The organism is Sutcliffiella halmapala, from assembly GCF_002019665.1.
Classification (GTDB): Bacteria; Bacillota; Bacilli; order Bacillales; family Bacillaceae_I; genus Sutcliffiella_A; species Sutcliffiella_A halmapala.
Genome location: NZ_KV917375.1, coordinates 1,526,032 through 1,537,226, shown reverse-complemented (window position 1 = coordinate 1,537,226; position 11,195 = coordinate 1,526,032). Strand labels below are relative to the sequence as shown.

Annotated in this window: 13 protein-coding genes; 4 read left to right on the top strand and 9 right to left on the bottom strand. The window is 37.1% G+C overall.

The genetic code is table 11. The features are described 5' to 3' along the window. Nucleotide 1 precedes the first annotated feature (1 nt). Complete coding sequence (locus BK580_RS23300) at nt 2-484, bottom strand: DUF4912 domain-containing protein (protein WP_169864844.1); 483 nt, start codon at nt 482-484, stop codon at nt 2-4. A 250-nt stretch (nt 485-734) separates the two neighbouring features. Here BK580_RS23300 and BK580_RS07360 point away from each other — a divergent pair, with 250 nt between their 5' ends. Then, nucleotides 735-1,118, top strand: a complete 384-nt coding sequence (locus BK580_RS07360; RefSeq protein ID WP_078379704.1) for a hypothetical protein — start codon at nt 735-737, stop codon at nt 1,116-1,118. Further along, on the top strand, nt 1,108-1,617 hold the full coding sequence (locus tag BK580_RS07355; protein WP_078379703.1) for an endolytic transglycosylase MltG: 510 nt from the start codon (nt 1,108-1,110) through the stop codon (nt 1,615-1,617). Before BK580_RS07360 ends, BK580_RS07355 begins: the two co-directional genes overlap by 11 nt. Nucleotides 1,618-1,710: 93 nt before the next feature. Here the strand turns inward: BK580_RS07355 and BK580_RS07350 are convergent, their stop codons facing one another. Together BK580_RS07350 and BK580_RS07345 are read right to left on the bottom strand one after the other, a co-directional pair. Next, the gene (locus tag BK580_RS07350; protein ID WP_078379702.1) at nt 1,711-3,840 is read right to left on the bottom strand and encodes a heavy metal translocating P-type ATPase; all 2,130 of its coding nucleotides are present in this window, start codon (nt 3,838-3,840) and stop codon (nt 1,711-1,713) included. Next, entirely contained in the window at nt 3,830-4,210 is a 381-nt protein-coding gene (locus BK580_RS07345; protein ID WP_078379701.1) for an ArsR/SmtB family transcription factor, read from the bottom strand. Before BK580_RS07345 ends, BK580_RS07350 begins: the two co-directional genes overlap by 11 nt. Before the next feature lie 274 nt (nt 4,211-4,484). Here BK580_RS07345 and lepB point away from each other — a divergent pair, with 274 nt between their 5' ends. After that, nucleotides 4,485-5,006 (top strand): signal peptidase I, encoded by a 522-nt coding sequence (gene lepB / locus BK580_RS07340; RefSeq protein ID WP_078379700.1) that lies wholly within the window; start codon nt 4,485-4,487, stop codon nt 5,004-5,006. A gap of 193 nt (nt 5,007-5,199) precedes the next feature. Here the strand turns inward: lepB and BK580_RS07335 are convergent, their stop codons facing one another. After that, complete coding sequence (locus BK580_RS07335) at nt 5,200-5,673, bottom strand: hypothetical protein (protein ID WP_078379699.1); 474 nt, start codon at nt 5,671-5,673, stop codon at nt 5,200-5,202. Between the two features lie 119 nt (nt 5,674-5,792). Between BK580_RS07335 and BK580_RS07330 the strand changes: the two genes are divergently transcribed. After that, on the top strand, nt 5,793-6,404 hold the full coding sequence (locus BK580_RS07330; protein ID WP_078379698.1) for a CGNR zinc finger domain-containing protein: 612 nt from the start codon (nt 5,793-5,795) through the stop codon (nt 6,402-6,404). Nucleotides 6,405-6,614: 210 nt separating this feature from the next. On the opposite strand, the gene phoU is transcribed toward BK580_RS07330, so the two are convergent. The 5 genes from phoU to BK580_RS07305 form a co-directional block, all read right to left on the bottom strand. Beyond that, nucleotides 6,615-7,277, bottom strand: a complete 663-nt coding sequence (phoU, locus tag BK580_RS07325; RefSeq protein ID WP_078379697.1) for a phosphate signaling complex protein PhoU — start codon at nt 7,275-7,277, stop codon at nt 6,615-6,617. Nucleotides 7,278-7,302: 25 nt separating this feature from the next. Then, the gene (gene pstB, locus BK580_RS07320) at nt 7,303-8,106 is read right to left on the bottom strand and encodes a phosphate ABC transporter ATP-binding protein PstB (RefSeq protein ID WP_139364974.1); all 804 of its coding nucleotides are present in this window, start codon (nt 8,104-8,106) and stop codon (nt 7,303-7,305) included. Nucleotides 8,107-8,156: 50 nt separating this feature from the next. After that, complete coding sequence (gene pstA, locus BK580_RS07315) at nt 8,157-9,041, bottom strand: phosphate ABC transporter permease PstA (RefSeq protein WP_078382675.1); 885 nt, start codon at nt 9,039-9,041, stop codon at nt 8,157-8,159. 37 nt (nt 9,042-9,078) lie between these two features. Beyond that, entirely contained in the window at nt 9,079-10,029 is a 951-nt protein-coding gene (pstC, locus tag BK580_RS07310; RefSeq protein WP_408055257.1) for a phosphate ABC transporter permease subunit PstC, read from the bottom strand. Nucleotides 10,030-10,134: 105 nt separating this feature from the next. Then, nucleotides 10,135-11,115, bottom strand: a complete 981-nt coding sequence (locus BK580_RS07305) for a PstS family phosphate ABC transporter substrate-binding protein (RefSeq protein WP_078379694.1) — start codon at nt 11,113-11,115, stop codon at nt 10,135-10,137. Nucleotides 11,116-11,195 lie beyond the last annotated feature (80 nt).

Genomic DNA, 11,195 nt, shown 5'->3' with positions numbered 1-11,195 from the left:
ACTATTCCCCTCCCAGGTTTTCATAATATGTGTATGTCGAAAATTGCGAATACGATTTTTTTTGATCGAGGTAACAAGAGTTCCACTTACATTGATGAAGAAGAAAACTTCTATCATCTTCCTTCGCATCATAAAGATAAAGCTTTTTAGATTGCATTATAGGGAAAAAATTATCTCCATCGCCTAATCCAATTTCTACAATACAGACATGAAAGTGTGACAGTATTGGAAGAAATTGATCCTGTACTTCTTTATTTACTATTATATCTGTATATTTCGCATTCACCATCATGTTTTGAGCGTTTTCCTGCCAACCTATCACTCTGATGGTTAAGAATTGAAGTTCTTTTTGATTGAACATATGAGCAAACTTATAACGCCAATCATGAATGTTCCAGTGAGAGTATAGTTCACTACTATAATTACATACATGGAGGTACTCTTGTTTCCGATCAGGTTTAGAAGCATTTTTAACTACTTTCACTTTTGTTACCTCCAACATTAAATGGGCTTTCATTTATCATATCATGTAAAAATTCCCTACTACAACCGCCTAAATTTGTCGTCTTTTAAGCTTTTTTGTAAAATCTTCATAAAAAAGTCATATTTTTTATGACCGTTCCTCAGAATAATTCACAAATACGTCAAACTTTTTTAAAAAAAGTGTCGAAGAAGTATGTTCCTTTCTTATGACTATGATATAAAAAAGAGAGAAACTTTTATGAGGTGACAATATGTTAATTGTAAGTATTCTATTATTGGCCATTGCTATTGGTCTAATCGCACTATCTTTCTTTGTTGGCGACAAATATTCTGAACTTAAAGAAGAAGTTGAACAGTTATCATTTGATGTTGTACAGGATAAATATAAGCTAGAAAGAAAAATTAAAGTGTTAGAAGAAGAGTTGCTAATTGGAGCAACACCTATACCTAATAAAAAACCTAAAGAAAAAACGAATGCTCATCAAGATGTAAGCCAAGAAGATGTAACAATCTCCCTTTTCAAAAAAGGCTACACTGCCTCCCAAATTTCACAATTCACATCCACTTCTATCGAAAAAGTAGAAAGTGTTTTACAATCAGCAAAGTTGAAAGGGAACCCAGTCAATGAAAACTAGTTTACGGGCATTCGCAATTGGAATTATTTTCGCAACAGGGGTTATGGGAGTCGCTTATTCGATTGTAAGCTCAAGCACATTGGATGAGGCAGAAATAAGTGCATATGTTAAGGAAAACAATATGCACCTACTTACAAAGGAAGAATATCAAGCTCTTCTTCCTTCCATAGAAGAAGGAACAACTGAGGAAAAACCAGCAGAAAAGGAAGAAACAAGCGCTGGTGAAAAGCCAAAAGAGGAAGATCCTAAAGAAGAACCAAAAGAAGAAGAAGAACCAAAAGAAGAGTCCAACGAGCCTTTTAATGTGACAATTCCTGATGGAATGGCAACTTATGAAGTAACAGAACTTTTAGAGTCTGCCGGAGTTATTAAAGACGCTGATGAGTTTGATAAATATCTAGAAGATTTAGATATAGCAACTCGTGTAAGGGCTGGTACCTTCAAGTTGAAAAAGAACATGACCCATGAAGAAGCTGCAGCAGTTTTAATTAGACAATAATTCAATGACACAGTTAAAGCTTGTTATAATAGCAAAAGAGCCCAGTAAAACATTGGGCTCTTTTGCTTTGCTTAGATAAGAATGAAGAACATCTTAATTTTCATTTTCATCTTTTATTTTTAATAATCGTAAACTATTTAAGGTAACAAGTAATGTAGCACCCATGTCAGCAAAAATCGCGATCCATAGTGTTAGCCAGCCTGGAATAACAAGTAGTAGAGCTAGTATCTTTAATCCAAGTGAAAAGGAAATATTTTGCTTAATAATCGTTAAAGCTTTTCTACTTAACTTGATTGTAAAAGGAAGCTTTTGTAGATCATCCGCCATTAATGCAATATCAGCTGTTTCAAGCGCGGTGTCTGTTCCTGCTCCTCCCATTGCAATTCCTACAGAGGAGGCAGCTAGTGCGGGCGCATCATTAATCCCGTCACCTACCATTGCAACATTCCGCTGCTTTTGACGTATATCCTTGATGAACTGTAATTTATCTTGTGGCAAGAGATTCGCCTTAACATGGTTTAAACCAATTTCTTTGCCAATAGCATTAGCAGTTTTTTCATTATCCCCTGTCAACATTACTATTTCATTTAAACCCAGTTCCTTGAGTTCCTTCACTACTTTTTTGCTTGAGTGTCTTACTTGATCCCTAATACCAATTAATCCAAAAATCCGCTCCTCATTTCCAGCCACAACAACCGTCTTTCCTTGCATTTGTAGCTGCTCAATCATTGAAGAATGATGCTCTATATGTGGATGATTTTCCGTGCTGAACCATTGCGGACTACCTACTTGATATACATTCCCGTCAATCATCCCTTTTAACCCTTTGCCAGTCACTGATTCAAAACTCTCTAAGTTAAATTGAGCAAGGTCTATTTCACGTTCTTCCGCAGTCTTAATAATCGCAACTGCTAAAGGATGTGTCGAGCCACTTTCAAGCACTGCAGTTATTGCTACTAGCTTATCTTCTGCCATTTCAAAGGAATGCACATCCGTCACTTCTGGACTCCCCACTGTTAAGGTACCAGTTTTGTCAAAGGCAATAGCTTTTATATTTCCGACCTCTTCTAGATAGACGCCACCCTTAATTAGTACGCCATTACGTGCAGCATTGCCTATCGCTGTAACTATTGAAATAGGAGTAGATATAACAAGTGCACATGGACAACCTACTACAAGAACCGCTAATCCTTGATAAATCCAAGTTTCCCAAGACAGAGAGAACAATAATGGTGGAATAATCGCTACAAGAGCAGCGACAACAAGAATCATTGGCGTATAATACTTCGCAAACTTATCCACAAATGCTTGCGATGGTGCTCGCTCTGCCTGTGCTTCTTCCACCAAATGGATGATTTTTGCAATAGTCGTATCTTCTACACGTTTTGTAACTCGAACTTCTAGTAATCCATCTTCATTAAAGGTTCCAGCAAATACTGGATCATTTAACGATTTCGTAACAGGGATACTTTCTCCTGTAATTGCCGCTTCACTTATCGCTGCTGTTCCTTTCATAATAGAACCGTCCATGGCAATTTTTTGTCCGGGTTTAACCAGCATAATATCGCCAATTTCTATTTCTTTAACCGATACCTGCTTTTCTTTACCTTCAACTAAAAGTGTAGCGGTTTTAGGTGAAACATTCATTAATGAGCGAATAGAGGCTCGTGCTTTATCCATCGAATAGGATTCTAATGCTTCACTAATTGCAAAAAGAATGACAACCGTAGCACCCTCTCCCCACTCCCCAATAATCGCAGCTCCAATAATTGCAATAGTCATTAACGTTTTCATATCAAAATCTAGTCTAGCTAAATTCCTTAACCCCGTAAAAAACAAGCGATATCCACCAATTATGATAGAAGAAGCGAATAATGCAATTGTTCCCAAGTTCTCTTCACCAAGTTGAAAAAAAGAGACCCATCCAGCTAGTAAAAATAAGAAAGATAAGATAACATTTAGATGCTTTTTATAAAATGGCACCTGAGGCTCTTCAGGTATTTCCTCATTTTCCGGCGCTAGTTTTAAATTCTCAAACGCCCCTGCCTTTTCTAGTTCTGCTTGCGATGCTGTTCCGAGCACCGTCACTTTCGATGCACCAAAATTCACTTTCGCGTCTTGCACACCTTGCAAACTTTTTAAGTTGTTTTCAAATTTCTGCGCGCAACTCGCACAAGTGAAACCTTGTACTCTATATACGTTCTTTTGTTCCTCAGCCACGATTTTTCACCTCTTTTTGGTGAGCAAATGCAATATCAATAAGTTGTTTCACATGATCATCATCTAAAGAGTAGAAAACTTGCTTTCCATCTTTACGATATTTTGCTAATCCTAAATCTCTTAACAGTCTTAAATGATGCGAAGCTGTAGCAGTTGTTGAATGTACAATCGTCGCAACATCGTGCACACATAGCTCTTCCACTAAATTTAATGCCTGTGCTATTTTCAACCTTGTTGGATCAGATAAAGCGCGATATATTTTCGCCACATCAAATGTCATTTCGTCACTAATTTCATTTTGTACTACCTTAACCTTACTCAAATCCCCACATTCAACTGTGCAGCTATCCGTTAATTTTGATTTTGTTGGCATTCTTATCACCCTCATTTATAGTATGGCTATAATTTATCATTCAAATGTTCGTTTGAATATTAGTATATGATAAACAGAAGAAATATGTCAACAGAAAGGATAAAAAGAACAAGTATCTACATACAGTTTTTACAATATCAGAAACTTTTCTTTCGATTTACACGTATTAGATAGGAGTGGAATTGTTCTTTATAAAAACAATTTAGAAAGGAGACAGGGGTGGATACAGATAGGAACAAGCAAAAAAAATTAGCGAAGCAAGGTGGAATAGCATATGAAAGAGAACTCGCAGAAAGAAATTTTTTCATGGATTAAATATATAAGTTTTGCTTTAATCCTTGTTTTAATTTGTCGCCATTATATTTTTATCCCCGTGACTGTTCAAGGGACTTCTATGAATCCAACATTTAATAATAATGACAAAGTAATGGTTGTGAAAATGAGTGCTATCGAGCATTTTGACATGATTGTATTTCATGCTCCTACTTCAGATGATAAGCATATAAAAAGAGTGATCGGGCTTGCAGGTGATACGGTGAAAGTGGAAAACGATCAATTATACATAAATAACCAATTGATTCAAGAACCTTATTTGATTGCCAATAAAGCAGCAGTACTTCATGAGATAACCGAGAACTTTGAAGTAATAGTGCCATTAGACTCCTTATTTGTCATGGGAGATAACCGCTTGGGCAGTGAGGATAGTAGAACATATGGATTTGTTCCCGAAGACGCTGTAGTTGGAGAGGTGAAATTACGCTTTTTCCCTCTAAATGATATAGGAATACCTAAGTAAAAAAGAGTAAGCATCATACCTTTATTTCTTGATATTGGCAAAATCAGGGCCAACTTCATGCCAAATTTAGCCTAATTCCGCTTATTCAGAATGTTATTTTTCATGCTGACTACAAAAAAACTTGTAGAAAAACAAGGGGTTTCTCTACAAGCTGAAAGCTCCAAGGAATGATTCCTTGGAGCTTTATTAATTCTTATGTTTGGCTTGGGACTTCGATCGCTTTGATCATCTGTCGTATCGAACCGAGATGGTAGGCGGAGTGAGCGATCGCTCCCAACAGGCCATTCGAGGTCAGTTCATCTGAGGAGTCAAGTGAATCAACCTTTTTAAGTAGTGTTGTGTATTCTTGTTTAAGCTCGTTATTAAATTGTGCCCATGTGATTTCATCAACGTTTGTGATTTTCCATGATGCTTTCCAGTCCTTTGTGGGTTCTTCTTCATTTAAGTAGGAATTCGCAACCCATAAGTAATATCGGGTATGATCGGTTTGTGCAGCGATTGTCGTACCATTGACAGGTATCGATGCATCTTCTGCTGATAATTTTTCAAGCGTTCCGAATAAACCACTACCAGGCTTCGCTTCTGTGTACCAACTTGCGTTTTTTTCAGGTCCTTCAAATGTTTCCTTCAACAACGTTCTAACAGCTGCCAACATCGGATTGTTCATCTAAGTACCTCCTGAATTTATATTTAACCACCAAAAATACTTTAGATGGTTATAGTTTAACTGAGTTGCTTCTAACTGTCAATATGTATTATGATGGTTACAGTAAAGGAGTTTTAATTATGTCGGAAACAAACCCTTATATGATGGTCGGAGAACGTTTGTGTATGGATTTCATCAATACCGTCAGTTGGCGTGAAAGTGCGGAGAAAAGGCGGGATTGGTATACTAGTTACGCCAAATTGGTCGACTGGTGCATCCATGCTAAAGTCTTGACCGGACAACAAGCAAAAGCACTTCTTTTAAAAGCAGAGGAGAAACCGTCTGAAGCGGGAGATGTTCTGAAACAGGCAATCGAAATGCGGGAAGTCATGTATCGAATCTTCATGTCCGTTTCAATGGAAACATCGCCTCACCCGCCAGACCTAGAACGTCTCAATGAATATGTGACCCACTTCTATCAAACTTTGCAAGTGATCCATGAAAAGAATCATTATACTTTGACGTTCAAGTATACCAAGAAAAACTTGGATGCTATGCTCCCTCCGATTTTGCAATCTGCTGTAGATTTACTCGTTTCCAAAAACGAACTGGAACGAGTCAAACAATGTGAGGGAGACCCTTGTGGATGGTTATTCTTCGATACAAGCCGCAACCGGAGCCGCCGCTGGTGTTCCATGGCCGATTGCGGCAATCGTGCCAAAGCACGACGATTTTACCAAAAAGAAAAGTGACCATCCTCGGTCACTTTCCTTCTATGCTCCCTATTTTCTTGATTTTGTAGTATTTGGGGCACGATACAAATCCCAGCGCCCGTGACCGCCTGCGATCGCTGCCGCCTGGTACGGAAATCATCAGGGACTTTAACAGGTAACCTTACTATTAAAAGGTAGCCAAAATCTAAAAAGCTCTGCCTATTTGTTTATAGACAAAGCTTCTAAGAGTTAATCATTTAATTCATAGTGCTTTCCTTTTACAAGGTAAAAGACATTTTCAGAAATATTTGTGGTGTGATCAGCCATTCTTTCAATGTAGCGACAGATAAAAGATAACTGAGTAATCTGGGGAATCATATTAGGATGATCTTTTGTCAGCTTTAGCAACTCACGGATGTTCTCGCCATATAATTCATCCACTTGATCATCCATTTCTGCAACTTTTTTTGCTAGCACGATATCTTCATCGTAATACGCCTTAAGTGAAAGAGACAGCATTTCCGATGCAATATTATGCATCTTCACTATCTTTTCTATCGGAATAAGGTTTTCCGATCCTTCACCAATGCGGATTGTCGATTTAGCTATATTCACCGCAAAATCAGCGATTCGTTCTACATCAGTTGAAATCTTTATAGCAACGATAATTCTACGAAGATCTACTGCCACTGGCTGTTGCTTTGCAATTAAGAGAATCGCAAAGTCATTTATTTCTTCATCTAAGCGATCTGCCCTGTAATCATCTTCAATAATTTGTAATGCCTGATCAACATCTCTATTTATCAAAGTATGAATACATTTGCTTAACGATATTTCTGCTAAGCTTCCAAGTTCCAATAGTTTATCTCTCAAGGTATTTAAATCCACATGAAACTGTCCACGAACTGTCAATGAGCTCTCCCCTTGCCGAATAAAATTATCCGAAACGTCCTGTAATATAGTCTTCTGTACGCTTATCAGTTGGGTTGGAAAATAGTTTATCTGTTTCTGTATACTCTACTACTTCTCCATTTAAGAAAAATGCTGTTCTATCTGAAATACGCGCAGCTTGTTGCATGTTATGTGTAACAATTACAATGCTATAGTCTTTTTTCAATTCTTGTATTAGCTCTTCCACCTTTAAAGTAGAGATCGGATCTAGTGCTGAAGTTGGTTCATCCATTAAGATAACGTCAGGCTCAATTGCTAAACAACGAGCAATACATAAACGTTGTTGTTGTCCACCAGATAACCCATAAGCATTCTCGTGAAGGCGATCCTTTACTTCATCCCAGATTGCAGCGCCACGTAAGCTTTTTTCCACGATTTCGTCTAATATTTTTTTGTTGCGAATGCCATGGATTTTCGGCCCATAGACAATATTTTCATAGATCGATTTCGGGAAAGGATTTGGTTTTTGGAACACCATTCCTACATTTGTTCTCAGTTCTTCTACTTTAAATGATTTATGGAAAATGCTTTTCTCGCGGTATAGAATATCTCCAGAAACTCGTACACTTGGAATTAATTCCACCATACGATTTAACGTTTTAATATAGGTTGATTTCCCACAACCTGACGGCCCTATAATAGCCGTTACTTCATTTTCATATATCGGTAGATTAATATTTTTTAAAGCGATATCTTCCCCGTACCAAAGACTTAAATCCTTTGTGTTATACACAATATTTTTAGGTATTTGAGTATTAAATGATTCTGTATTTGAAGTTTGGATATTCATATTTTCTCGTTCAGGTACTACTATTTGCATAGAAGTTTCCTCCTCCAGAATTAAAATCTTCTTTGAAATTTATTACGAATAATAACGGCAATCGAGTTCATTACTAGCAATACGAATAGTAGTACTACAATAGTCGCAGCAGCTAAATTCGCATATTCTGCTACAAGGGCAGAATCTATTGTCCAATAGTAAATCTGCATCGGGAGCACAGTGAATTTATCAAAAATACCATCAGGTAAAGGAATTAAGAGAGCTGGAATTCCCAGAACCACCAGTGGAGCAGTTTCCCCTATTGCTCTAGATAATGCTAAAATGGCTCCTGTTAAGATACCAGGTATCGATGCTGGTAGGACAACATTTTTAATCGTTTGCCATTTTGTTGCTCCCATTCCATAGGAAGCTTCTCTTAAAAATCCAGGTACTGCGCGAATCGCTTCCTGACTTGCTACAACAACGATTGGAAGTACTAATAGCGACATCGTTAATCCACCTGCTAAAACAATGTTTCCTAAACCTGCTGCTCTTACAAAAATCGTTAAGCCTAAAATTCCAAATACAATCGATGGTACACCAGCTAGGTTAGAAATATTTGTTTGTAGAAATCTTTGAAGACGTCCTTTTTTCGCATACTCTTCTAAATAGATAGCTGTTCCAACACCAAGGAACAAGGTAATAGGTGCAACAACAATCATAAGCCATAACGTTCCTAGAATAGCTCCCATAATCCCTGCTCTATCCGCCATCGTAGAAAGTTTATTCGTAATAAATTGAAGATCAATCCATCCCATACTTTGAGAAATAACACGGTAAAATAGAATAACCAGAACAATAAAACCGATTAAAGTTGAAGCTAAAAATAATGCTTTTGCTATATTATTTATCAGTAGTCTTGTATTCATTTTCTTTTGAACTTGGATAGCATCCACATATTTCATCTTCTTTTGAACTTGAGTAACATCCATATACTTCATCTTAATATTCCTCCCTATACTTGCGAGAAACATGCTGCGCGATTAGATTCATGATTAAAGTAAAAACGAAAAGTGTCATTGCAACAGCATACAAACTATAATAGAGGGTGGAACCAGCTGGTGCGTCTCCTCCTGTTACTTCGACAATATAAGCAGTCATCGTTTGCATCGATTGAGTCACATCAAACGTAAAATTCTTTGAACTTCCACTTGCAATAGTAACAATCATCGTTTCTCCAATAGCACGTGAAATACCTAGAACAAACGATGCTACAATTCCGGAAATAGCTGCTGGAACGACTATCTTCCATGAAACCTCTAATTTTGTTGCACCTAATGCTAAAGCACCTTCTCTCATAGAGTTAGGAACAGCGCTCATCGCATCTTCTGATAAGGAAGCAACCATTGGGATAATCATAATTCCCATCACAATTCCTGGACTGAGAATATTCGTTGGCTCAAGACCTGGAATAATTGCTCTTAGCAACGGTGTTACAAAAGTAAAGGCAAAAAACCCATAAACTATTGTAGGTATACCGGCAAGAATTTCAAGAATCGGTTTGAAAACTCTTCTTACTTTATCTGATGCATATTCACTTAAATAGACTGCTGACATTAATCCAATTGGTATCGCAACAAGCATGGCTATTAAAGAAGAAATCAATGTACCAGTTAATAACGGTAAAACGCCAAATTGTGCATTCTCACCTAAAGGTTTTAAAACAGTACCAGTGAAAAATTCCAAAATCGGGATTTCTTTAAAAAATTCAATGGTTTCAAATAATAAAGTAAGAATAATACCAAGTGTTGTAAAAATAGAAATAGCTGCAATTCCAAGTAAAAACTTTGGCATAACCTTTTCAAGTATTCCATTTAGGTTCACCGTGTTCTTTTTCTCATTTATTAATTCTCTTACATTAAGATTCTCTTTCTGATTAGCCAATTTTGAAATACCCCTTTCATCCTTCACCAATTAATAATCAAGGACCATTCAAAGCATATATTTAAAAACGTATAGGAAGATGAGCAGCTAAAGCCCCTCATCTTCCTTGTTAAATCATTTCAGTTCTTCTAATTCTTTCACTAATTGTTGAAGTTCTGCATCTGATAATGGCGCAAACCCTGTTTCACTAGCTACAGTTGCCGCATTTTGCATAGAGTAGATTGCAAAGTCTAATACTTGTGGTTTTTCTTTCGCCAAGTTTGTATTTAAATAAGTGAATACTGGACGAGTGAAGTTTGCATAATCTCCATCTTCTTTGATTGTGTCAAGAGATGGTTCAACAGGTCCGTTACCAAAGTCCACTTTCACTGCCGTTAATTTATCTTTATTATTCGCATAGTAACCATAACCGAAGAATCCGATAGCATTTTTTTCTTTAGATACTAGGTCAACTAAAGTAGAATACTCTTGTTGTAAATTAGTACCTTCTGCTAGATCTTTCTCTCCAAGAATTTCTTGCCAGAAAAATTCATACGTACCATGATTTTCATTTGGACCATAAGCTTTGATTGGCTCATTTGGAAAATCAGATCGCACATCAGACCAATTCTTTTTTCCAGCTTCCGCAAGGAATATATCGATTATTTCCTGTTCTGTAAGCTCTGTAGCCCAGTCGTTCTCAGGGTTAATAACAATGGTTAAACCGTCAAGCGCAACTTTTAATTCTTTCACTTCAATACCCAAATCTTCAGCTGCTGCAAGTTCTTCCTCTTTTATTTGACGGGATGCATCATTGAAGTCTGTACCGTTTTCTACTAAGAATTTCTTGAACCCAGCAGAAGTACCTGCACGACTAACCTCAACCGATACATTTTCTTGAGCTTCTGTCATATAGTTTTCAGCCATTCTTGCCATGAAAGGATAAACAGTTCCGGAACCATCGATTACAACACTACCTTCTAACTCTTCCTCGCTAGATGATGTTTGCTTGGTAGTACCTTGGCTACCTTCATTGTTTTCATTTCCACATGCCGCTGCTAATGCTGCTAATGCTGTGATAATAGCTACTAAAAATAATCGTTTGAAGCTTTTCATTGCTTAATTCCCCCTAAGGTTTTTTTGTTTTCTGTTTGTTTTACCTTACGAGTAATAGAATATAACTATTGTGTTAATTG